The following is a 25,309-nucleotide window of genomic DNA, read 5'->3' as shown; positions in this document are numbered from 1 at the left end:
CAATATTTAAATTAAATTAGTGCTTTTTTAGTTTTTATTGATTTAATTCAATATTTAAATTAAATTAGTGCTTTTTTAGTTTTTATTGATTTAATTCAATATTTAAATTTTTAAAATTTCACATGTGAAATTTTTATTAAACTAACATTTAATACAAAATTATATATCACCTATAATATCAAGTTTTATATTCTCATTTAATTTTAATTTTTCAATTAAGTTAGTTATATCTCGTTTTGTTTGAAAGTCTATATTATTTGGATTATATTCAATAGTAATTTTATTAGACTTTACGGTGTCAGTACTATAACTATCAATAATCATATCTTCCATTTTTTTCTGTTTTTGATAATGCTTTGGAAATACTTCTCTTAATTGATGTCTTTCCACTTGAGGATTTAAGCTACCATCTTTAATATGTTCTATTAAAATCTTATTATCAATATTTTTCATTTCATATAAAGTTGCATAGGAACGTGGCAAAAATTCATGATAAGTGGGATTCATGATAACTTCATTTTTTGTAATACCAATTAATTTAGAGACTGTTGTTTCTGATAATATTCTATCTTCAATAAGTTTTTTTCTTAATGTCTTAAAATCCTTAGCTAAATCCTTTTTTGCATTAGCCAATGCTTGTGCAGTATTCAAAATTCCCTTTAATGTTTTAAACCAAGAATCTGATATTTGCTTAAAGTAATTATCTACCATTATATCAGAATGAATTTTCTCTAGTTTTTTTTCACTTTTCTTCAAATTATCATAGTTAAAATCTTCTATATTTTTTAATCCTAATATAGGGTATTCTTTTATTTCTTGTTTTTCAATTTCTCGTATAAGTCCTTTTTCTTGATTATACATTGTTACTATATCATTAAATATTTTATCATTTAGATAATCTCTCATTTCATAAAATGAAAAACTATTATCAAGTAAAGCATCAATTTCATCTCCAACATGTTCTATGTATCCTATTTCTTGAGCATATTCTAGTGCATTCATTTCTGTCTTAGAAAACTTAAATGTAAAATATTCTGTTTCTAATACATTCTCCTTATTCCAACCCCATTTATTTTTTCTAGGTTTCTTTGTTTTTCTTCCTGTCATTTTAACTACCCTATTAATATTTAAACAAATTATAGTAGGCTAAATCTAAAAAGATAATCAAGCATCTTATATATGAGTAATAATATATTTTTATTGTCAAACATTAATTTAGCTATTGTATTCAGATATTTACTTTTGTATTTATGCAAAAAGTTTTTACTAGTATTTTAGTATAAAAAAAGTAGAATCAATCCCATGGAAGAAGTCAAAAAACAGATAGAAATTCTATTGGAATTATTAGATACAATTAAACAAATTCAAGATGATTTTATTAATGATGAAATTAATAATATGATTAACCAAGTTGTGGGAAGTGATAAAAAAACAAATGAATCTACTGATTACTTAGGAGATGATTTTAAAATATTACTCTCATCTCAAGGTAATGAAAACTTACATAAGTTTCAAAAAAATTTATCTACTCAATATAAAACAATTTTGGATGTTGTAATTAATCTAAACAAACTACTAAAAGAGCCAATAAAAAGAGTTAAGTCCATAGAAGATTTAAAGCATAAAGAATTGTTGACAGTTAAAGATGTTGAAGTACTTTATGGATTTTCAATATCACAGCAACAAAATTATCGGGCTAGATTAAAAAATAAACTACCCCATTACAAAGAATCTACTAAATCAAAATCTGCTAATACGAAAATCTATTATAAAAAAAATGAAGTAGATGATTGGATACAAAACCTTCTTTAAGATTTATTCTCTTTTTTAGCTCTAATCAAGTTACTGCTTATATTAATAGTTATGTTTATATTTTATTAAATATGACTTTTTAAATTATCTCTTTTATAAACTGCAATTTATTCATTTGAATTAAAAATAAATAATGCTACTATTTATGTTTTAGTTTGAAGGACAAAAATGAGATTTACTTTTAATGATATTAAAAATGAAATGCAAGGGAATAAAGGATTAATAAAAAAAGTTCGTGGGAAATATATTCCTACAACATATGAAATGGCTGAAATTGCACAAGAAGAATATGAAACAAAATTTAATGATTTCACTAATGTAGATTTTGCACTAGATAAACTTTTAGAGATAGAATATGAGATATTTTTAAATAAACAAGAAACAATAAATAGAGAATTTATTAAATTTGCTGATGCAGAAGCCACTGTTTTGGATTACCCTTTTGTTAGAGACATTATCGATGATTATAAATTAGCAGTATCCAAAGGTGTAAATTCAACAACAATTTTAGATGGTATCACTTTGATGATAACAGCATTAGCTGATTCAAATAGACAATCAAGAGTTTCAAGATCTGGTTCAAGTCTAATGCACCATATATCATATCTTCTTCAAAAAAGAGGATTTATTTTTAAAACCGATTATCAAAGAGAATATGTATTAAAAGCCGGTTGCAAACTTGATTTCTTCTTTCCAGATTTAGAAGCTTATGAAAATGACCCAAATAACTGTTGTTCAGTTGCATGCCAAACCACTTCAAATGATAGATTTAGACTAACATTTGCCCAAATGCCAAAAGATACAAGGAATAGAGCTTGTACTGCAATTGGAAATAAGAATTTTGGGGATAAACTTGGACCAGAAAGCTTAACTAATACAAAACTGCAAGAAGCAAAAAAACAAGGTGTAAAATTTGTAATTATTGGTTCTGCAATTGATAAAAGATTAAGTGATAGTAATACAGTAATGTGTTACGAAGACTGGTTTAATGAACTTGAAGTAATAAAGTTATTTCATAAATAAATCTACTTATCTTTAAGTAGATTTAAAATATGATTTGCAATGACCTTTGCCATTAAAGGTGGAACTGCATTACCAACCTGTGTATATTGTGGTACTTCAATTTTTCTTTTTTCTCCACCTGTTGTTTCTTTTGATCTAAATTCGAAATAATCAGGAAATGATTGAAATCTTGCTTGTTCTCTAACAGTCATTGCTCTTGGATATATTGGGTGTATTACATCATCGGGAATAGATACAACTGTTGGAGAAGGATTTTGAAGTTTTAATGGGCGTTGAGAATGTTTCTTAGTTCCTAAACTTAAAATCAATTCAAGTAATGAATTCTTATCGTTTGCTATTAATTCTCCATCTGGAGATTTTGCAGGGTATTTACAATTAGTTAATAATGATTTAATCTCAATCAATAAATTAGAATCTTTATTATTTGAATACTTTGCAGATAGATTTAAAATTTTTGAAGAAACATCATTATTTGATAAATATTGATAAAGCCTAAATCTTAATTTAACTTTTTCAGTATGTTGTCTCTCTATTTGATTTAAAACTATGTTTTCTTTTAATCTTGTTTTTATGACTTTTCTAAATCCACTTTGATTATTCAATTTATTTATGTATTTACTTTTAGATTCTCCAATAAAGTCGCTAAGTGCATCAGCTACGTTGAAATGTAAACCTTTCTTGACAGTAGGTTTTGGACACAAGGGACTAATTACTTTATTTTCATAATAATCGTCACTTTTCCAAATATCATCAAGAGCAAAAATTTCTTTATTTTTTGCAATATCATTTCTAATTGCGAGAAGCATTACTCTAGGTCTATGTTGTGCAACTCCATAATGCATTGCATTTAGTTGCAACTCTTGAACAACATACTTACTACTACATTCTTCTAAATATTGTTTTATTTGTTTAAATGGAGACTTCTCATTGTGTTTATTAAAATTTTGTCTCATTCCTAATACGTTTTCCATTAGAACTATTTTTGGCTTAAAAATATCTACATATTCTAAAAATTGCCAAGGTAACTCATTTCTATGGTCTTTAGGGTTTCTCTTACCAGCAAGAGAAAAACCTTGACATGGTGGTCCGCCAACAATTAAATCAAGGTCACCAATTTTTGATTTTAATTTATTTAGTAAATCAGGTTTTTCAAGTAATGAAAGTGTTTCTCCAACAAAAAGCCTAGAATTTAGTTTTTCTTCGTCAGTTTTAGCTAAATATTGATTCCATTCTTCTGCATCTTTAATGTTTTTTATGAAGTTGTGATAAAAAGTTTCTGCTGCCATAGGTGATTTTTCAACTGCAAATAATAACTCAAATCCTTCTGATTCAAAGCCCAAAGACAAGCCACCACAACCAGCAAATAAGTCAATATATTTCAATAGGTTTATCCTTTTTATATAAAATTGAATTATACAAAAAATAAATAAAAAAGTCCAGGGAAATAAACTAAACTTTGAATAAAAACATTTTTATAATATTTAGTTAAAATCAAAAATACACTCTAAAGTAATGAACTTTAAAGTGTATAAAAAAGTGTACAAAAATTAATATCTAGCCATTATATTATCTACAGCATCCCAATCTAAAGTGTTTTTAGAACCTTTAAACATATTATAAATATATCGTGCAAACATATCAGTTTCTAGATTTACTTTTGTTCCAATCTTATAGGTTTTGAATAGTGTATTCTCAACTGTATGAGGAATAATTGTAAGTCTAAAACTATCTTTCATCACATCATTTACAGTTAAAGATACCCCATCAATAGTTACACTACCTTTTGGAATAATATATTTTGAGTATTCACTTGGAAGAGAGATTATAAAATCTGTTGAGTTTCCATTGTTTTTAATTGATTTAATTGTTCCTAAACAATCAACATGACCTTGGACAATATGCCCTTCAAATCTATCACCCATCATCATAGCTGGTTCGATATGAACATGATCCCTATAGTTTTCCATTGCTAAAATTTTTTGAGATTCAGGTGAAAGTTCAACAGTGAAAGTATCACTTGTATATCTTACAACTGTTAAACAAGCTCCATTAACTGCAATTGAATCTCCTATTTTTGGATTATATTTTGCTTTTAATGTTAAAAAATTGTTTTTTAAGCTAATAACATTAGCCATTTCACGAATAAGTCCTGTAAACAATAGTATTCCTTTTCTAATTATTCTTAATTAGTAAAAAATTTGTAAATTTTAAAATATTTGGTATAATACCGAAATTTTAATGAGAAGCTGGTTTTACTAAGCTTTATTCTGCAAGCTTAATACAAAGCAAACAATCAAAATAAAATTTTGAAATTTTTTAGATAAATGGAAGAAAACATTTATCTAAGAAATTTCCATCGAAAAAATACGAAGGAAGAAAATATGTACGACGTTATTGTTGTAGGTGGAGGTCATGCAGGTATTGAAGCTTGTTTGGCTGCTGCTAGAATGGGTAAAAAAACCCTACTTATTACTATGTTAGTTGAACAAATAGGAGCTGCCTCTTGTAACCCTGCAATTGGTGGTCTTGCTAAAGGTCATCTTGTAAGAGAATTAGATGCCCTTGGTGGAGAAATGGGATTATGTACCGATGCAACTGGAATTCAATTTAGAATTTTAAATGCAAGTAAAGGTGCAGCAGTTCAAGGATCAAGAGCTCAAATAGATATGGACAAATACAGAGAGTATATGAGAAAGGTTTGTCATAGTACTCCTAATTTAGAAGTTTACCAAGATGAAGTAAGTTCATTATTAGTTAAAGATAATGAAGTTTGTGGTGTAAAAACAAAACTAGGGGAAGAATTCAAATCAAAAAAAGTAATCCTTACAACGGGAACTTTTATGAGAGGATTAATCCATATTGGTGAAAATAAATACGAAGCTGGTCGAGCTTGGGAACTACCATCTTCAACCTTATCAATTCAATTAAAAGAATTAGGTTTAAAAGTTGGAAGACTTAAAACTGGAACTCCAGCGAGAATTGATTCTTCATCAATAAATTTTGATGTAATGGATGCCCATGGAGGAGATGAAAAGCCAACTCCTTTTTCATTTAAGACTGATAAAACAAATTTCAGTCCTAAACAATTTCCTTGTTATATAACATATACAAATGTTGGAACCCATGATACTATTACAGGAAATTTCCATAGAGCTCCACTTTTTACAGGTCAAATTCAAGGAAGTGGTCCAAGATATTGTCCAAGTATTGAAGATAAGGTAAATAGATTTAGTGAAAGAGATAGACACCAATTATTCCTAGAACCACAAACTGCTATGTGTACGGAATATTATATAAATGGACTTTCTACTTCACTACCAATTGATGTTCAAAAACAAATGATTCATTCAATTAACGGTTTAGAAAATGCAAAAATCATTAGATATGGATATGCAATTGAATACGATTATGTTGACCCAACTGAATTAAAACACACCCTTGAGACAAAAGATATAAAAAATCTTTACCATGCGGGGCAAATAAATGCAACAACAGGATATGAAGAAGCTGCTGCTCAAGGTATGATGGCAGGAATTAATGCTTGCCTAGCAATTGATGAGAAAGAACCTTTTGTATTAAGAAGAGATGAAGCTTATATTGGAGTTTTAATTGATGACTTGGTTACAAAAGGAACTAATGAACCATATAGAATGTTTACAAGCCGTGCGGAGTATAGACTTCTTTTAAGAGAAGAAAATGCTGACCTTAGACTTTCTCAATATGGTCATGATTTAGGACTTATTGATGATGAACAATTAGCAAAAGTTGAATTTAAAAGAAAAACTTTAGATGATGCCGTTGAATTTATGGCAAATGCATGGTTTACATCTAAAAAAGAAAACCTAGAACTTCTTGAATCTTTAGGTGAAGATAAGATTAAAGATAGAGCACTTTTAATTGATATTATCGGAAGAAGTAGTGTTGATTCAACTAAATTTGATAAATTAGTTCCAAGTTTAGCAAATACAGAAGAGTACTTAAAAGAACAAATTATTATTGAAGCAAAATACTATAGATATATTTACAAACAACAAAAACAAATAGAAAAAATGAAAAAAATGCTTCAATTAAAAATACCTGAAAATTTTGATTATAAAGATATCCCTGGATTATCAAATGAAGTAGTTGAAAAGCTTGAAAAGTTTAGACCACCTACACTATTTAATGCAAGTGAAATCTCTGGAATTACACCAGCTTCATTAGATATTTTACATATGTATTTAAATATTCCAAGAAAAAGTAATGATTGAGAAAATAAAAAACAATAAAATTTCTCAAATACTAATTTTAAAACTACTAACTATCCTTGCTATTGCGGGGAATTTATACTTCTCATAAAAAAAGTCACCTATTAAAATTTTCTTTTAATAGGTGACCATTATATTTAATAATTCAAACAATAATACCTAAGCATACAAATAATAATTATTTTTAGTTTTTAATCGAAAAATAAGTCTCATTTGATAAAACTATTCTATAATAAATAAATATCTCTACTAAAAGTGAGAAAAAATGAAAACTTACGACACTATTATAATTGGAGGGGGAAGAGCCTCTTCCTTAGCAAAAAACATTGGTAAGCTTGGTAAAAAAGTTGCACTGATTGAAAAATCAAGTTTAGGGGGAACCTGTGCAAACAGAGGATGTGTTCCTTCAAAACTTCTAATTGGTTATGCAGATGTTATTAGAAATATCCAAGCTTCCCAAAGGCACTCTATTTTAAGCAAAATAGAAAATATCAATGTGAAAGAAATCTTTGAAAACAATAATTCATTTATTCATAGTGTAGATGGAAAGTATAAATCTCGATTAAATGATAATGTTGATATATATAGAGGAGTGGGATATTTTCTTTCAAATAATGTAGTTGAAGTAAACAATGAAAAACTAACATCAGATAAAATTGTAATAGCAACAGGGACTTCTCCAAAAGAGCCGCTTTTTGAAGGTGCATGGACAAGTGATGATATATTTCCTTTAGAAAAAATACCCTCTTCTATTTCTATTGTTGGTTCAGGTTTTATTGCTTGTGAACTAGCAAATGTTTTTGATGCTTTAGGAATCAAAACAAAACTTCTGGTAAGGGGAGATAAACTTTTATCAAATGAAGATGAAGATGTACAAAAAATTTTCAAAGAAGAGTTTAGCAAAAATATTGATATAGAGTTTAACTCTACTATAAAAGATGCTAAGTACCAAAATGGCAAATTTGAAATCACTCTTGAAAATAAAGATAAAGAAACAAAAGAGTATAAAAGTGAAGCTTTATTATATGCAATAGGAAGACAATCTAATGCTCATAGTCTAAAACTAGGAAATACTAGTATTGAAACTAATGATAGAGGTTATATAAAAAGAGATGATTTTTTTGAAACAAATGCAAAAGGTGTCTATGTTGTAGGAGATGCAGCAGGAGAATATATGCTACAGCATGCAGCTGCATATGAAATGAATTATCTTTTTAAGATTTTATTCGAAGATGAAAAAGAACCTTTAAAATTTAAATATATGCCACATGCTGTATTTACTAGTCCAGAGATTGCAAGTGTTGGGCTTACTGAAAAACAAGCAATTGAAGAAAACTTAGAAGTTGCAATATCAAAAACTTCATGGGAAGCAAGTGCAAAAGCAGAAGCTATGAAATTAGACTATCCCTTTACAAAGCTTATTGTTGATAAAAATAGTTATGAAATCTTAGGTTGTCATATAATAGGACCACAAAGTTCGACTATGATTCACCAAGTATTAACAGTAATGCATATTGATAATGATATTAGGCATTTAAAAGAGATGCTTTATATTCACCCTGCTTTAAGTGAGACTCTTTTACCAGCTGCAATAAATACAATAAAAAATATTGAAAAAAGGAAATAGTTTTATGAATAATTTCTTAAAACCAAAAGTAACACAAAATTATGAAGATGAAATCAGACATATTGGTTTCGAACTTGAATTTGCTAATATTGATATAGAAGATGTCTTGTCTATTTTAGAAGAAAAATTTGGCTTTAAAGTAAAAAAAGTCAACAATTACCTATTTAAAATTGATTCAAAATATGGTGATTTTATACTTGAACTAGATTTTGAACTTTTAACTCAACAAAGAATTCCAAAAAATATAAAAGAATTATCCCAAAAAATAGGTGTAGAAGTAAAAGAAGAAGATATTGAAAATATTGAAAATATCATAGGTGACCTTTCAAAAGATATTGTTCCATATGAAATAAGTACCCCACCTCTTCCTTTAAATGAAGTATCACTTATTGATAACATAATAAAAGAATTAGCAAAAAATCATGCAAAAGGAACTAAGCATAAAATATATTATGCTTTTGGTTTACATATTAACGTAGAAGTCATTTCTTTAGATGTGAAAAGTTTATTAGACTATACAAGGGCATATTTAATACTTCAAAACTATATAAATAAAGATGCAAAAATAGACTTAGCAAGAAAAATAACACCTTTTATAGATAACTTTAAAGATGACTATATCAAGCATGTACTGGATGAAACATACAAACCAACAATTGATGAATTTATTGAAGATTATTTAGAATTTAACCCAACAAGAAATAGATCCCTTGATTTTCTTCCAGTTTTAGCTTTTATCAATGAAGACAAAGTTAGAGCTAAACTTCCCAAAGAAAAGATAAAACCAAGACCTGCATTTCACTATAGATTATCAAATTCAATGATTGGAAATGAAGGATGGGAAATTTCAGAAGAATGGAATAGATGGATTCTTGTAGAAAACTTAGCAAATGATAAAAAATCTTTAAATTTTCTAGCAAAAGAGTACTTAACACATTTAGATAATATTATTAATCTAACAACTTGGGAAGGAAAAGTAGAATCATGGCTAAACCATTAGTTGGTGTTTGCTTACCTGACAAAGGCAATTTTTTTGCATACTTATTTATAAAATGGAATTTGAGGATACAAGGTGCTTCTTGCATTAGGCTAAGACCATCGAAAAACAATATTGATTTTAAAAGATTAGATGGATTGATACTTAGTGGAGGAAATGACATAGACCCAACTTTATATGGTGCCAATAAAGATGCTCACAATACAGAACTTGATAAACAAAGAGATGCTTTTGAATTAGAAATGATTGATAAAGCGTACAAAGAAGAACTTCCTATTCTTGGTATTTGTAGAGGGGCGCAATTAATTAATATCTATTTTGAAGGAAATCTTTATGCAAAGATACTTGATTTGGATGAATACTTAATACATCAAAATTCTATTTTTCCAATAAAAGAAGCAAAAGTTAAAAAAAATACTGATTTACACTCTGCAGTAAAAGAAGATGAGATAGTAATTAATAGTATACACAATCAAGCAATCAATGAAGTAGGAAAAGATTTAGAGGTTTCATCAAAACATGAATCTATTATTGAATCCGTTGAAAAAAAAGACTACCCTTTTTTACTTGCTTTGCAATGGCATCCAGAATACTTAATATACTTAAAAGAACACAGAAATATTTTTAAAAAATTTGTTAAAGCATGTATCAACTACAAGAAAGATTACAATTAAAATAAAACCAGAGGATTAACCTACATTTTTGAAATAAAAAATAGACAAATACATTATTCATTTTTATATATATTGTAGTAATATAATAAATTATATTTTAATATATTTAATAACTTAGATGGAGCACAAAAATGAAAATCTACATATATGCAAAAGGAGGTCATACCTTTGGTTTAGATGCAATAAGAAGATGCTCTTATATTACTAAACTTTTAGATGAAAAAAATTGTGAACCTATTTTATGTGTAAATGAGTTTAGTGCAGGAGCATATGCAAAAAAACAATTAGATATAAAAAATTACATAACAACTGAAACATTAAATGATCTTTCGAAGGTTTTAAAAAAAGGAGACACCCTAATCTATGAGAGTGATGAAATGTCAGAATTTATTGAAACTCTAGAAAAAAGCTACTTCTCTTTCCTTTATAAGATTCCTGAAGATATTCCTATTTCTATCACAAATAAATTTTTATATAAAAAACAAAACTCAAGAAAAAATGAAAAATTGTTTTTTTATGGGGATGAAGACTACTCAAAAGAGTTAATTAATTTATGTGAAAAAAGTGCAAAATATGAAATCCCTCTTCTTCTAGGAGAATACTTTTTTATTGGAGATGAAAAAAAATTTGAAAATAGATTTTCACAACTTCTAAATTCTCAAGAATATGTAAGATGTGTTCAAAATACAAAATACCTTTTAAGTGGATCCCTAAATACATGTTTAGAATCAATTGAATGTGGTAACAAACCAGTTTTATTGAAAAGAAAAGATAAAAACTATGATGACCAATTGATAAAAGGGATTCATCTGCCAACAATAAACTTCACAACTCTTGATGAAGTTTTCATCAAATTTGAAAAAATCATTGAGAACTATCCAAAATTAAACAAAAAAGAAAAGTTTAATATTGATACAATTATAAATGATATTTTTATAAGAATCAATACATATAGAAGACTAAACAAGTAAAAATATAATATTAACTTATAATAGTTTATGGTTATTATAAGTTTAGTTTATATATAATTTGAAAAATACAAAATGACAGGATAGTGACATGGAAGCGAAAACTGCTACAATGAAAAAAACTTCATTTAGAATCCAAAGATATTACGCTTATGTTGCTGCTACAGTAATAGCATTGGTTGTACCATTTATTAGAATTGATGGGAACCATATCTTTTTACTATCTTTTGATAAAAAGCAGCTTCATTTAATGGGTGTTGCATTTGATATGCAAGAATTATATTTAATGCCATTTCTACTAATGCTTTTATTCCTAGGAATTTTTGCAGCTACTGCAATTGGAGGAAGAGCTTGGTGTGGTTGGGCATGTCCCCAAACTATTTTTAGAGTTATCTACAGAGATTTAATTGAATCAAAACTTTTAGGTTTAAGAAGAATTAAAAATAAACAAAAAGAACCAGATTGGAGTAAAGCAGAAAATGCTTCAAAAAAAGTTGTTGCAATTTTAATTTGGACTTTTATATCTTTAGTTGCGGCAGCTGATTTTATGTGGTATTTTGTTCCACCAGAAGATTTCTTCAAATATATTATGAACCCTACAGAACACTGGTTTTTAATTGGTTTTGTTCTAGCTATTGCTGGATTTTTAGTTTATGATGTAGTTTGGTTAAAAGAGGATTTTTGCGTTTATGTTTGTCCATATTCAAGGGTTCAATCGGTACTTTATGATGATGATACATATCAGGCTATTTACTCTACAAAAAGAGGTGGAGATATTTATAATGATAGTAAAGAAAAAATCATTTTCAAAGCAAAAGATTTGCCAAATGAAACAGATGAATGTACTGCCTGTGAATCATGTGTAACAGTTTGCCCTACACATATTGATATTAGAAAAGGTTTACAACTTGAATGTATTAACTGTTTAGAATGTGTTGACGCATGTACAACAGTTATGGGAAAACTTGGAAAACCTTCTCTTGTTCAATGGACTAGTACAAGGGATATTGAAAAGGGTGAACCAACAAAACTTATTAGAAGATCAACGGTAATGTATTCAATAGCACTGGTTATAATACTAGGTCTTTTATTTGTTATGGGTGGTAAAAAAGAGTATATGTTGTTGAATGTTAATAAAACAACACAACTTTATAAAGTAAAAGAGGGTAATGTTGTTTCTAACAACTTCTTATTCTTATTCCAAAATACAGATAATAAACCACATACTTATGCCTTGGAAATAATTGATAATAATGACATTCAAATTAAAAGATTTAGACCTTTTAAATTAAGTCCGAAAAGAATGGCTAAAAAAGTAGTTATATTAGAAACTGATAAAATATTAGTTAATGATAAAACAAAAGATACACCAATTAGTGTAACTATAAAGGCTTATGCAGTTGATGAACCAGAGAGAGTTACTGTAACTAGAAAAGCAGTATTTATCTACCCAAGAGCAGACAAGCTTAAAAACTAAAAAACTAAAAGGGGATTTAATCTCCTTTTAGTTAACTTCTTATTTACTTACTATTAGCTATAATCGCGAATAATTTTTATTTATTTTTTCAAAATCACGGAGTTTCTTACAATGACAAAATTTATATTTGTAACAGGTGGAGTATTAAGTTCACTTGGTAAAGGTATTACATCTGCATCTATTGCAACTATTTTAAAACAATCAGGTTTTAATGTTTCTATGCTAAAAATTGATCCATATTTAAATGTTGACCCAGGAACAATGAGTCCACTTGAACATGGTGAAGTATTTGTTACAGCAGATGGAGCAGAAACAGACTTAGACTTAGGAAACTACGAAAGATTTATTGATAAGACTTTAACAGCTAAAAACTCTTTTACGACTGGCCAAGTTTATCAAAGTGTAATTAGAAGAGAAAGAGAAGGTGGATATTTAGGTAAAACTATTCAAGTTATCCCTCATGTTGTAGATGAAATCAAAGATAGAATTTATGCAGCTGCTGATGAAAATGATTTCTTAATTATAGAACTTGGTGGAACAGTGGGAGATATCGAAGGTTTACCTTTTATGGAAGCAATTAGAGCTATTAGACATGAACTTCCAAAATCAAATACTATGAATATTCATGTAAGTTTAATCCCATTTATTAAAGCTGCAGGTGAATTAAAAACAAAACCTACTCAGCACTCAATTCAAGAATTAAGAAGAATTGGTATTACACCACATATGTTAGTATGTAGAACAGAAAGACCTCTTCCAAAAAATTTAAAAGATAAATTAGCACTTTCGTGTGATGTTGATAGAAATGCTGTTATTGAAGCTGGAGATGCTCAATCAATTTACTCTGTACCTCTACACTTTATAAAAGAGGGAATTTTAAATCCTTTATCTGAACACTTCAATGTAAAACTAAAACCAAATATGGAAAAATGGGATACTTTAGTAAAAAATATTTTAGTTCCTCAAGAAGAGGTAACTATTGCCTTTGTTGGGAAATATTTAGATTTAAAAGAATCATATAAATCTCTTATAGAATCACTTATTCATGCAGGAGCTCACTTAAATACAAAAGTAAATATTCACTGGTGTGACTCACAAAGAATTGAAGATACCGGGGCTTATGATGTTATTGGTAATGCTGATGGAATTTTAGTTGCTGGTGGTTTTGGACATAGAGGTGTTGAAGGAAAACTTGAAGCTATTAAATATGCTAGAGAAAACAAAATTCCATATCTTGGAATTTGTCTTGGTATGCAATTAGCAGTGATAGAATATGCTAGAAATATTCTTGATATTGAAGAAGCAAACTCTATCGAGTTTGACCCTGAAACAAATGAACCAATTATTTATTTAATTGATGAATTTATTGACCAAAATGGAGACAAGCAATTAAGAACTCACAAATCACCAATGGGTGGTACAATGAGACTTGGAGAATACCCATTTGAACCTTTAAAAGGTTCAAACTTACAAAAAGCCTATGGAAATGAAGAAATTTATTATGAAAGACATAGACACAGATATGAAGCAAACCCATCATATAAAGAGAGATTAGAAGAAGCTGGAATGATTATTTCTGGACAATCTAATGGACTAATTGAAGCTGTTGAAATTAAAGATCATCCATGGTTTGTGGGAGTTCAATTCCATCCTGAATTTACTTCACATCTAGAAACTCCTAATCCAATTATTACAGAATTTGTAAGACACGCTAATACAAATAATTAATGACTAAAATCACTAAAAAAGAGTTATTTAATTTATTAAGAGCTAGACATAAAGGGGAGAAGTACACAAAACTTGCTGAACTTCCAAGCCCTGATAGCTTTAAAGATATCAACAAAGCTTCAAAAAGAATAAAAGAAGCTATAAGAAACAATGAGCAAATTACTATTGTAGGTGATTATGATGTTGATGGTGTTGTTTCAACTACTATTATTGTTGATTTTTTTAGAAAAATAAATGTAAATGTAAAATATATTATCCCAAATAGATTTGAACATGGTTATGGATTAAGCCCTAAAATAGTTGATATGATTAATGAAGGCTTAGTAATAACTGTTGACAATGGAATTTCTGCTTGTGAAGCAGCAATAAAACTAAAAGAAAAGAATATTGATTTAATTATCACAGACCACCATACAGTTGGTAGTGAAATTCCAAATGCATATGCTATTATAAATCCTAAACAAGAAGACTGCAACTTTCCTTTTAAGGATATTTGTGGAGCTCAAGTTGCTTGGTATTTATGTGCTTCACTAAAGAAAGAGCTTAATTTTGATATAAATTTACAAGAATTTTTTGATCTTTTATGTGTTGCTATTATTGCTGATATTATGCCAATGACAAGTCTTAATTATACTATGGTTAGACAAGGTTTAAGGATGATAAAAAAATCAACTAGACCTGCTTTTATAAAGATAAATGAGATGATGCAAAAAGATCTATATGTATCAGATGATATTGGTTTTACAATTGCTCCAAAGATAAATAGTGCAGGAAGAATGGATGATGCCTCAATAGCCTTAGCCTTTTTACTTTCACAAAATCAATATGAAGCAAATGATGCACTACAAATGCTAGAAGAGCTAAACTGCTACAGAAAAACTTTGCAAGAAGAGATTTCACAAAAAGCGAATAATGCTACAAATCCTCAAGATAATGCAGTTGTAGTTTGGGGAGAAGATTGGCATGAAGGTGTTATAGGTATTGTTGCATCAAAACTGTCAAACTCATATAAAAAACCTGCATTTATTTTCTCAATTAAAAATGGAATTGCAAAGGGAAGTGCTAGAGCAAATGCAAATATAAATCTTCATACTATTATCACTGAAACCTCTGATTTACTTTTAGGATTTGGTGGACATAAAAATGCAGCAGGATTATCCCTTGAAGCAAAAAATCTAGAAGAGTTTAAAAATAGAATAAACCAACTTTTAAATGTAGAACCTGAAGAATTACATATAGAACATCATGTTTTAGGTGAGCTTGATTTATCAAGTGTTGACTTAGAGTTTTTAGATATCATTGAAAGATTTGAACCCTATGGATTACAAAACCATAGACCTATTTTTAAAATTAGCAATTCAAAAGTAATTAGATCAGAGCTTTTTGGTAAAGATAAAAACCATTTAAAATTAACTTTAAATAACAATGGATATGTGTTTGAAGCGTTAAGATTTCATGCAGATAGAAAGATTTTAGCAGATTATATCGATATGGTTGTATCGGTAAATAAAAATGAATTTAGAGGGCAAATAAACCCTCAATTTTTGATTCAGGATATATTATAAGACCATTGGTGTAATTACATTTGGTCTTTTACTTTCCATTTCCATTTCTTTAATCTCACCATCCATTAAAGTTGAGCCTGTTGCTGAGCTTAATATTGTTCCATTTTGAATATCAACTAATCTCATAAATACGATTAAACTCTCTTTTGTAAAAGTATAGCTTCCAATAAGTGCATATTGACTATCTAATTCATTTTGAATAATTTCACTATGTTTTCTTGTCAACATGTTAAATCCACTTTTACCATATTGAAAATATCTACTTAGTTCAACTTGCTTAATTATAATTCCCCTATTTGAAATAGAGTTTTTTAAATTTTCAGCTAATAAAAAACCTAATTTTGATTTATTATTTAATTTCTCAATATTTACAAAATCTGAGATTAATACAACCTCATCTTTTAATGTTGTTAAAATTTTCTTTTCTTGTTTTTTTACTAAACTCTCAACTAAAGAACCAAAACTATTAGCCCCACTTAAATCTTTGTGATTTATAATTGCAAAATCTTTAACGACTAAATTAGGTTGAGTACAAGAGATAAAAGATAAAGGAAGCATTAAAAGTATAAAAACTTTTAATACTTTGAAAAATTGAAGTTTCATTAAATCTATTTTTCTTCTATAATTTTAATAGTTCTTGCAGGTTGACAATCTTTAAAAATCAAACAGTCATTCTTCATATTATGGTTATATGTTGCCCTTGCACTTGTTATTATTCTTCCTGTTATATTGTCCATAACTCTTGCGTTTAACATAACCTTACCATATTGTCTTGAGTAAGTTCCTACAACAACATATGTATTTGGAACTTTATCTTTAAGTTTATGAGGATTTCTTGTAATAAAATATTCACCTCTTTCATTAACAGAGACAGCCATTTGACCTCTGTATTCAATTATATTAAAACCTCTATTTGACATCTCATTAATTAAACTTTCACTAACAATTCTTCCAAACTCAGTTGTTCTTTTAAAATTGTCTAATCTAACAAATGATGTTATTAAAACAGGTTTGCTAGTTGACATTTTTTGATTTCTCATCATTTGTGTAGCCAATGAATTAATAGTGGCTTCTAAAGTAGATTGAGAAGTAATATTCAATTGTCTATCATTTGCAATTTGAATATGTTGTTTTGTGATTTGAACATCTTGATTTTCTTTTTCAACATTCTTATCAACATAAGTTTTTTGTTTGGTACTTTTTGTAGTATTTGTGTTACTTGTATTTTCTGAACTTGTAAGATTTGAAAGACTACATCCTGCAAATAAAGATACAGAGGCAATTACAAGACATGATTTAGCAAAAGTTTTAAGCATAAAATCCCCTTTTTATAGTTCTTAAGATTTTATTAAAAAATAACTTATATTATCTTAAAAATCTAACTAAAAGACTCCTTACAAAGCCCCAATTTTTCAAACTTGTGATAAAATCTCAATTAAAGTTGAAAAAGGAGTTTATATGTCAAAAGTTTTAGTAATAATTTCTAGTGGATTTGAAGAGATTGAAACTGTTTCAATCATAGATATTTTAAGAAGAGCACAAGTTGATATAACTGTAGCAACAATTAATGATATATTTACACAAGGAGCTCATGCAATTACTATCAAAGCCGATGAGAAACTTGAAAATATTTCAAATTTAGATGGCTTTGAAATGGTAGTTCTTCCAGGTGGAGCAGAAAACTGTCAGAATCTAGCTTCATCACAACTTGTAAAAGATACCTTACAAAAAATGAAAGACTCTGATAAATACGTGACAGCTATTTGTGCCTCACCTTATGCTTTACATGAAGCAAAGGTGCTAAACAATACTTATACTTGTTATCCTAGTTTTGAGGAAAAAATTGACTCTTCAACATATACAGATAAACAAGATGTAGTAATAGATGAGAAAGTTATCACCTCAAAAGGTCCAGCAACAGCAATGCAATTTGCTTTAGAATTAGTAAAAATATTAGAAGGGGAGGAGACTTTTCAAAATATTAAAAATGGACTTTTGGTTTCACATTTTTAGTTTTTCTAAAATCTCTTGATTTTTATTCCAAAAATCTAAAAAACTATGGGAGATAGATTTATCTCTCATAAAGTAATACGCTTTTTCTTTTTTTAAATAATAAACTTCATCTTTTTTTGACATTTTTAAAATAGCTTCACTTAATTGGGTTTCATTATCTAAATCTATTATATATCCACAATCATCTTTTACAAAAGTTTTTGGTCCCCCTTTATTTGTAACAATAACAGGGATTCCTGATGACATAGCTTCCATAACAACTTGCCCTAGAGTGTCTGTAGTTGAAGGAAAAATAAAACAATCACATGACGCATAAAGTTGGGATAGTTCTAACTCTTGTTTTCTACCAACTAAGGTAATATTACTTTTTTTTAATTCATCTTTATCTAAAAACTCTATCTCTTTATCTCCAACTAGAATTAATTCACACTCTTTAAAGAAATTTTCTTGCCAAACTTTTAAAAGAATATCAACATTCTTTTCAACTGAAACTCTACCTGTATATAAAAATTTAAACTTTTTTTCTTCAATTCCATATTTTTCCCAAATTGAATCATCTTTAAACTTTTTATCAAAGTTTTTTATGTCAATCCCAGCTTTTAAAGTATATAAATCCTCTTTTTTGAAGTTTAGTTGCTCTTCAATGGTTTTAAAATACTCTTCTGACCTAGAAAAAAGAGCTTTATAACTTTTATAGAATAGTTTTAAAAATAAGATAGTTCCATTTTTTATAAATTTACTTTTTGTATTTTTATACATATAAGCGGGGAAATCTGTATGATAAATTCCAACAATTGGTATTTTAAGTATTTTTGCACTTATAAGCGCACATAAACCAACAGTCCCTGGAGTTGAAATATGCAATAAATCAGGGTTCAATCTTTTTATCTCATTTTTTATTTTAAAAAAATTTGGCATAACTAAATCTAATGATTTATAAAAGGGCATTTTCATAGTAAATAAAGGCTTGATATTTTTTATATTTGATATTTTTTCATAATGGTTTTTTTTAGTTGATGTAATAACATAAAAATCTTTTTTTAAAACTAAGGCTTCCTTTGAAAAATCCTGGATAAATCTTGAAACACCATTAACATCATATACAGTATCACTTACTAAACAAATTTTTATTTTTTCCATTTAAATATTCTATTACTTGTTGATTACATGGGTGTTACATGTTATTAAGTTGTAATCAAAGGGTAATAAAATCCATTTCATGAAATACAAAAGCATATTTATATCAGATGTCCATTTAGGGACAAAATTTTCAAATACGAAAAAACTTTTAGACTTTTTTAAAAATAATGAAAGTGAAAATCTATTTTTAGTAGGTGATATTATTGATGGATGGGCTATAAAAAGAAAATTCATATGGCCTCAATCTCACTCTGATGTTATTCAAAAAATATTAAAAAGAGCTAGAAAAGGTTGTAATGTAGTATTTATAACAGGTAATCATGATGAGTTTTTAAGACCTTTTGTTCCATTAGTTTTAGGAAACTCTTTAGATATAAAAAATGAGATTGAATACACTGCAATAAATGGGGAAAAGTATTTAGTTACCCATGGAGACTTTTATGATTCAATCACTATGACAAAAAGATGGCTTGCCGTTATAGGTGATTATGGATATGACTTTTTATTAAATTTAAATCAAATATTTAATGTTATTAGATTAAGATTAGGCATTAAATCAAAATGGTCTCTTTCTAAATATATTAAAGATAATGTAAAACAATCTGTTTCATTTATAACTGACTTTGAAGATACTTTAGCAAACCATGCAAAACATAAGGGATACAAAGGTATCATTTGTGGACACATTCATAAAGCTGAAATTAAAGATATCAATACAATTGAATATATCAATTGTGGAGATTGGGTTGAGTCTTGTACTGCTATTGTTGAAACATATGAAGGTGAGTTTAAAATTATTAACTGGTTAGAGGATTAATGGAGAAAAAATTTGCTATTTCTTTAGGTGGAGGTGCGGCAAGAGGTGCTTTTCATCTTGGTGTCTTAGATTTCATGGAAGAAAATAATATCCAAATTGATGCATATTCAGGCAGTTCAATTGGAGCTATTATTTCAGCCTCACACGCTTCAGGGGTAAAAGCAAAAGAACAACTAAAAATATTCTCTTCAAAAGAGTTAAAAAGTGTTTTAAAATTCAACTATTTTAAAAATGGTTTATTAAAAATAGAAAGAAACCACAAAATATTAAACGACCTACTTCCCATTTCAAAAATTGAAGAGATACCCAAAAAAGTATATGTGACTGCCTATGATTTAAAAAAGAGGCAATTACACTATTTTGATAAAGGTGATTCCCATATTTTATGTATGGCATCAAGTGCTTTAATCCCACTGTTTAAACCAATCTCTTATGAAAATATGTATCTAATTGATGGTGGACTTTTTGATTGTTTACCAATAAAAGTTTTTCAAAAAGAAGAATATGAAGTTTTTGCAATTGATCTTTTCCCAAAGGGTCATAGAAAAATTAAAAAATTTAGATTAAATCCTATTAAATATTTAAAAAAAGGTCTTTTTACGCAACTTTATAGAAATCACACATACTCTATTTTAAATGCTAATACATATCTTGGAAGTTATGAAATAAGAGATTATTCGATGTTTACTTTCAAAGAATTACATGACTGCTTTAACTTTGGGTACAAAGAAGCAAAAAAGATTTTTCTGACTAATAAATCTACTCTTAAAGTATAAAATTAAACCCTAAAATTTTTTAAGACTTTTATGTGGCATTGGATATAATCACAAAAAATTAAATCTATATAAAAAAGTTAAAATCATGTCACAAACTCCACAATTTACACACTTACATTTACATACAGAATATTCACTTTTAGATGGTGCTAATAAAATTAAACCTTTAGCTAAAAAAATAAAAGCAATGGGTATGAAGAGTGTCGCAATGACAGACCATGGTAACATGTTTGGAGCCATTGACTTTTATAATGCAATGAGAGCAGAAGGTATAAAACCAATCATTGGGATGGAAGCATATATTCACAATTCAGAAGATATTAGTGATAAAACAAATAGACAGAGATTTCACTTATGTTTATATGCAAAAAATGATACAGGATATAAAAACTTAATGTACCTTTCGTCACAAGCATATATGTATGGTTTTTACTACTACCCAAGAATAAACAAAAAACTTCTAAGAGAAAACTCAGAAGGACTAGTTTGCTCTGCTGCTTGTTTACAAGGGGAGATAAACTGGCATCTTAATTTACAAAATGAAAGAAATGTTAAAAATGGTGCAAAAGGTTATGAAGCTGCAAAAAATATCGCTTTAGAATATAAAGATATTTTTGGGGATGATTTCTACCTTGAAATCATGAGACATGGTATTGGAGACCAACACTATGTAGATGACCAAATATTAAGAATTGCACAAGAAACTGGTATAAAAGTGGTAGCCACAAATGATACCCATTATTTAGAACAAAAAGATGCTGATGCACATGAAGCATTTATGTGTATTGCCATGAATAAACTTTATGATGATCCAAATAGATTAAGACATAGTGTTCATGAATTTTATTTAAAGTCTCCAGAACAAATGGCAAGACTTTATGCAGATATTCCTGAAGCAATTGAAGCAACTCAAGAAATATCTGATAAATGTAATTTAGAGATTAAACTAGGAAACCCTACTCCACCAAATTTTAAATTTACTAGAAATAAATTAAAAGAGCAAAACCTTGAAATACCATTTCCAGAGGAAGAATACTCTTTAGAAAACGATAAGACACTTTTTATTCATGAGTGTTGGAAAGGTTTAGAAGATAGACTTAAAATTGTACCTGAAGATAAACACCAAGAGTATAGAGATAGATTACAAGTTGAGATTGATATTATCAACAATATGAAATTCCCCGGGTATATGCTTATTGTTTGGGACTTCGTTATTGTGGCTAAACAAATGAAAATCCCAGTGGGTCCTGGAAGGGGTTCAGCAGCAGGAAGTTTAGTTGCATATTCTTTATATATCACAGATATTGACCCAATGCCTTATGGCTTACTTTTTGAGAGATTCCTAAATCCAGAAAGGATATCGATGCCAGATATCGATATGGACTTCTGTCAAAGTAGAAGGGGTGAAATTATTGATTATGTTGTTCAACAATACGGTCGTGCCAATGTTGCACAAATTATCACCTTTGGTAAACTTCTTGCAAAAGGAGTTATTAGAGATGTAGCTAGAGTTCTTGATATGCCATACTCAAAAGCGGATGCAATGGCAAAACTTATCCCTGATGAACTTGGTATTAATCTAACTGATTCATATGAGAAAGAACCAAAAATCAAAGAGCTTTGTGAGACAGACCCTTTATCAAAAAGAACTTGGGAGTTTGCCCTAGCATTAGAAGGTTTAAATAGAAATGCAGGAACACACGCGGCAGGTGTTGTTATTTCAAATGAACCTTTGTGGAAAAAAACACCCCTATTTAAACCAAGTGGGCTTGATACAATTGCGACTCAATATAATGGTAAATATGTTGAAGATGTTGACTTAATTAAATTTGACTTCTTAGGATTAAAGACTCTAACAGTTATTGAAGAAGCAAATAAACTTGTTGAAAAACGGCATGGGAAAAGAATCAACTTCATACTTGAAGATGTTAATGATACTGGAGTATATGACTTAATTCAATCGGGGAATACAATTGGGTTATTCCAAATAGAATCGGCTGGTATGCAAGATCTTGCAAAAAGATTAAAGCCTTCTTCATTTGAAGATATTATTGCGATGCTTGCACTTTATAGACCTGGTCCAATGGAGTCAGGGATGCTTGATGACTTTATTGATAGAAAACATGGACGAGCAGAAATCTCTTACTTTTATGATGAATTTGTTGAACCTTTAAGACCAATTCTTGAACCAACTTATGGGGTTATTGTTTACCAAGAGCAAGTTATGCAAATCGTACAAACTATTGGTGGATTCAGCCTTGGTGGTGCCGACTTAGTTAGACGGGCAATGGGTAAAAAGATTAAAGAAGAGATGGATAGACTTAAAGGTGAATTTGCTGAAGGTGGAGTAAAAAAAGGTTATGTGAAAGAACACTGTGAAGAGTTATTCGACCTGATTGTAAAATTTGCCGGATATGGTTTTAACAAATCTCACTCAGCAGCCTATGGACTTGTAACTTTCTATACAAGTTTTTTAAAAAAATATTACCCAACAGAATTTATGGCAGCATTACTTACACTTGAAAAAGATAATACAGATAAAGTTGTTAAGTATGTGGACGAAGTTAAAAGAATGGGAATCGAACTATTTCCACCTGATATTAATAAATCTTTCTCAGTATTTTCAGCAAGACAAACAGATGGGCAAGAGGTTGTTATGTTTGGTATGGGTGCCATTAAAGGGGCTGGAGATGTAGCAATTAATACGATTATTAAAGAAAGAAATGAAAATGGTGAGTTTAAAGACTTATCTGATTTTATCTCTAGAATAGATGGTAGTAAAGTAAATAAAAGAGTTATTGAAGCTTTAATCAAAGCTGGTGCCTTAGATGGTTTTCACTATTCAAGAAAAGCAATGCTAGAACAAATTGAGATAATTGGTGAAACTGTTGGAAAGGCAATGCTTGCTAAAAAGATGTCAACTGGTTCATTATTTGGAGATAGTGAAGAATTAACAAGGGTAGAAATAGAACTTGAACATCTTCCTGAGTTTGAGCCAAAGGAGATTTTAGAATTTGAAAAAGCTTCCTTAGGTTTTTATGTATCAGGTCACCCCCTTGATGGATATAGAGAGGAACTTGATAAAATCAAATATACTCTAAGTTCAGGAATTGACGAAGTTGCAGATGGCTCACAAGCTCTTATAATTGGAAAAATTGAAGAGATAACTCAAAAAATCTCTAAAAAAGGTAATAAATTTGGTATAGCAAATGTACTTGACCTTCATGGAAATATTGAGATTATGCTTTTTGAAAATAGATTAAAAGAGTTAGAAAATGATTTTGGTATTGATTTATCAAACCCATGGGACTCAGAACCAATTGCCTTTAAAGTAAAGGTTACCAAAGATGGTGACTTTACAAGAATGAATATTTTAAAAATTGAATCTTTAGCAGATGCAAAAAAAGACAAGGTAAAAACAAAGCATGTTGAAAAAGAGGAACCCCCTTTAACAATTGCACTTCCCCATACAGACAATGCTGATAGTGTATACAAGCTTTTTGATATTGTTGCAAATAATCAAGGGAAACGAGCTCTTAAAATTGTTGTAAAAGCAAAACTAGCTGATATAGAACTAGAAAGTGGTTTTAGTGTAACTTCGAAAGTAGAAGAATTAATAAAAAGTATTGATGGAGCATATGTAGTAGCATGAAACAAATCTTACTAACAAATGATGATGGATTTGATGCAATTGGATTAAAGGCCTTAATTGAAGCTTTAAGTCCTATTGCTAAAATAACAGTTGTTGCACCTGCAAAAAACAAATCAGCATGTGGTCATTCACTTACTCTTGATAAACCTCTAAGGTTAGATAGCTTTGACGATGATAATTATAAAGTTGATGATGGAACTCCAAGTGATTGCATTTTTATATCATTAAACAATCTTTTTAAAGATAACTACAAACCTGATTTAGTAATTAGCGGTATAAATATTGGCGCAAATATGGGTGAGGATATTACTTATAGTGGTACAGCAGCAGGAGCAATGGAAGCTGTTCTTCAAGGTGTTCCTGCAATTGCTATTTCACAAGTTTGTAAGAATAGATGTGAAGATATAAAAAATGGATGGGATTTTGCATTAGCAAAAAAAACTATTGCAAATATTGCCAAGAAGATTCTTGATAATGAATTTCCATTAGAAAAAAGAAAATTTTTAAATATAAATATCCCTCCAATCTCAATTGAAGAATGTGAAGGTATTAAAATCACAAAAGCTGGATTTAGAGAATATGGAAACGATACACATAGACACTATAACCCAAGAGGTGAAGAGTTTTATTGGATTGGATTACACCCTCTAATTTGGCAAGAGAGTCCTGACAAAAACTGTGATTTTGAAGCAATTAAAGCAAATTATGTATCTATTACTCCAATAATGTTAGATTTAACTTCATATGATGATATTGAAAAACTAAATAATTGGTTATAATAACAAATTTTAAA

General features: G+C 28.7%; 21 protein-coding genes. 15 read left to right on the top strand and 6 right to left on the bottom strand.

The window, feature by feature from the left end; translation table 11 throughout:
* Positions 1 to 159: 159 nt before the first annotated feature.
* On the bottom strand, positions 160 to 1,107 hold the full coding sequence (locus AC2TY9_RS04325; RefSeq protein WP_489779705.1) for a hypothetical protein: 948 nt from the start codon (positions 1,105 to 1,107) through the stop codon (positions 160 to 162).
* A 195-nt stretch (positions 1,108 to 1,302) separates the two neighbouring features.
* On the opposite strand from AC2TY9_RS04325, the gene AC2TY9_RS04320 reads away from it, so the two are divergent.
* Together AC2TY9_RS04320 and AC2TY9_RS04315 are read left to right on the top strand one after the other, a co-directional pair.
* Complete coding sequence (locus AC2TY9_RS04320) at positions 1,303 to 1,812, top strand: hypothetical protein (protein ID WP_489779704.1); 510 nt, start codon at positions 1,303 to 1,305, stop codon at positions 1,810 to 1,812.
* 168 nt (positions 1,813 to 1,980) lie between these two features.
* Positions 1,981 to 2,835, top strand: a complete 855-nt coding sequence (locus tag AC2TY9_RS04315) for a type II restriction endonuclease (protein ID WP_489779703.1) — start codon at positions 1,981 to 1,983, stop codon at positions 2,833 to 2,835.
* Positions 2,836 to 2,837: 2 nt separating this feature from the next.
* On the opposite strand, the gene AC2TY9_RS04310 is transcribed toward AC2TY9_RS04315, so the two are convergent.
* Positions 2,838 to 4,217, bottom strand: coding sequence for a DNA cytosine methyltransferase (locus AC2TY9_RS04310; protein WP_489779702.1), 1,380 nt, complete (start codon positions 4,215 to 4,217; stop codon positions 2,838 to 2,840).
* A gap of 165 nt (positions 4,218 to 4,382) precedes the next feature.
* On the bottom strand, positions 4,383 to 4,994 hold the full coding sequence (gene ribE / locus AC2TY9_RS04305) for a riboflavin synthase (RefSeq protein ID WP_489779701.1): 612 nt from the start codon (positions 4,992 to 4,994) through the stop codon (positions 4,383 to 4,385).
* A 222-nt stretch (positions 4,995 to 5,216) separates the two neighbouring features.
* On the opposite strand from ribE, the gene mnmG reads away from it, so the two are divergent.
* The 8 genes from mnmG to recJ all read left to right on the top strand — a co-directional run bounded on the left by mnmG (position 5,217) and on the right by recJ (position 16,118).
* Positions 5,217 to 7,085: a tRNA uridine-5-carboxymethylaminomethyl(34) synthesis enzyme MnmG gene (mnmG, locus tag AC2TY9_RS04300; protein ID WP_489779700.1), complete on the top strand. Its 1,869-nt coding sequence runs from the start codon at positions 5,217 to 5,219 to the stop codon at positions 7,083 to 7,085.
* A 262-nt stretch (positions 7,086 to 7,347) separates the two neighbouring features.
* A complete protein-coding gene (locus AC2TY9_RS04295; RefSeq protein ID WP_489779699.1) occupies positions 7,348 to 8,709 on the top strand; it encodes a dihydrolipoyl dehydrogenase family protein in 1,362 nt (453 codons plus the stop codon).
* A 4-nt stretch (positions 8,710 to 8,713) separates the two neighbouring features.
* The gene (locus tag AC2TY9_RS04290; RefSeq protein ID WP_489779698.1) at positions 8,714 to 9,709 is read left to right on the top strand and encodes an amidoligase family protein; all 996 of its coding nucleotides are present in this window, start codon (positions 8,714 to 8,716) and stop codon (positions 9,707 to 9,709) included.
* The gene (locus AC2TY9_RS04285; protein WP_489779697.1) at positions 9,694 to 10,380 is read left to right on the top strand and encodes a gamma-glutamyl-gamma-aminobutyrate hydrolase family protein; all 687 of its coding nucleotides are present in this window, start codon (positions 9,694 to 9,696) and stop codon (positions 10,378 to 10,380) included. Before AC2TY9_RS04290 ends, AC2TY9_RS04285 begins: the two co-directional genes overlap by 16 nt.
* Before the next feature lie 131 nt (positions 10,381 to 10,511).
* On the top strand, positions 10,512 to 11,351 hold the full coding sequence (locus tag AC2TY9_RS04280; RefSeq protein ID WP_489779696.1) for a hypothetical protein: 840 nt from the start codon (positions 10,512 to 10,514) through the stop codon (positions 11,349 to 11,351).
* 88 nt (positions 11,352 to 11,439) lie between these two features.
* A complete protein-coding gene (gene ccoG, locus AC2TY9_RS04275) occupies positions 11,440 to 12,825 on the top strand; it encodes a cytochrome c oxidase accessory protein CcoG (protein ID WP_489779695.1) in 1,386 nt (461 codons plus the stop codon).
* Between the two features lie 111 nt (positions 12,826 to 12,936).
* Positions 12,937 to 14,553, top strand: coding sequence for a CTP synthase (gene pyrG, locus AC2TY9_RS04270; protein ID WP_489779694.1), 1,617 nt, complete (start codon positions 12,937 to 12,939; stop codon positions 14,551 to 14,553).
* Complete coding sequence (gene recJ, locus AC2TY9_RS04265) at positions 14,553 to 16,118, top strand: single-stranded-DNA-specific exonuclease RecJ (protein WP_489779693.1); 1,566 nt, start codon at positions 14,553 to 14,555, stop codon at positions 16,116 to 16,118. The genes pyrG and recJ overlap by 1 nt, the downstream gene beginning before the upstream one ends.
* Here the strand turns inward: recJ and AC2TY9_RS04260 are convergent.
* Positions 16,113 to 16,721, bottom strand: a complete 609-nt coding sequence (locus AC2TY9_RS04260; protein ID WP_489779692.1) for a FlgO family outer membrane protein — start codon at positions 16,719 to 16,721, stop codon at positions 16,113 to 16,115. The two genes, recJ and AC2TY9_RS04260, sit on opposite strands and share 6 nt — an antisense overlap.
* 5 nt (positions 16,722 to 16,726) lie before the next feature.
* Positions 16,727 to 17,434 carry a FlgO family outer membrane protein gene (locus AC2TY9_RS04255; RefSeq protein WP_489779691.1) on the bottom strand — a complete coding sequence of 236 codons (708 nt, stop codon included), beginning with the start codon at positions 17,432 to 17,434 and terminating at the stop codon, positions 16,727 to 16,729.
* A gap of 142 nt (positions 17,435 to 17,576) precedes the next feature.
* Here AC2TY9_RS04255 and AC2TY9_RS04250 point away from each other — a divergent pair, with 142 nt between their 5' ends.
* Complete coding sequence (locus AC2TY9_RS04250) at positions 17,577 to 18,131, top strand: DJ-1 family glyoxalase III (protein ID WP_489779690.1); 555 nt, start codon at positions 17,577 to 17,579, stop codon at positions 18,129 to 18,131.
* On the opposite strand, the gene AC2TY9_RS04245 is transcribed toward AC2TY9_RS04250, so the two are convergent.
* Positions 18,120 to 19,271, bottom strand: coding sequence for a glycosyltransferase (locus AC2TY9_RS04245; RefSeq protein ID WP_489779689.1), 1,152 nt, complete (start codon positions 19,269 to 19,271; stop codon positions 18,120 to 18,122). The genes AC2TY9_RS04250 and AC2TY9_RS04245 overlap by 12 nt on opposite strands.
* A gap of 79 nt (positions 19,272 to 19,350) precedes the next feature.
* Between AC2TY9_RS04245 and AC2TY9_RS04240 the strand changes: the two genes are divergently transcribed.
* The 4 genes from AC2TY9_RS04240 (at position 19,351) to surE (ending at position 25,295) form a co-directional block, all read left to right on the top strand.
* Positions 19,351 to 20,088, top strand: a complete 738-nt coding sequence (locus tag AC2TY9_RS04240; protein WP_489779688.1) for a UDP-2,3-diacylglucosamine diphosphatase — start codon at positions 19,351 to 19,353, stop codon at positions 20,086 to 20,088.
* Positions 20,088 to 20,864, top strand: coding sequence for a patatin-like phospholipase family protein (locus tag AC2TY9_RS04235; protein ID WP_489779687.1), 777 nt, complete (start codon positions 20,088 to 20,090; stop codon positions 20,862 to 20,864). The genes AC2TY9_RS04240 and AC2TY9_RS04235 overlap by 1 nt, the downstream gene beginning before the upstream one ends.
* 85 nt (positions 20,865 to 20,949) lie before the next feature.
* Positions 20,950 to 24,516, top strand: a complete 3,567-nt coding sequence (gene dnaE, locus AC2TY9_RS04230; RefSeq protein ID WP_489779686.1) for a DNA polymerase III subunit alpha — start codon at positions 20,950 to 20,952, stop codon at positions 24,514 to 24,516.
* Positions 24,513 to 25,295 (top strand): 5'/3'-nucleotidase SurE, encoded by a 783-nt coding sequence (gene surE / locus AC2TY9_RS04225; protein ID WP_489779685.1) that lies wholly within the window; start codon positions 24,513 to 24,515, stop codon positions 25,293 to 25,295. The genes dnaE and surE overlap by 4 nt, the downstream gene beginning before the upstream one ends.
* Positions 25,296 to 25,309: the final 14 nt, after the last annotated feature.

The sequence above is a fragment of the Arcobacter sp. ISO1 genome (genome assembly GCF_058105185.1).
This window is presented reverse-complemented; position numbering and strand designations above follow the sequence as displayed.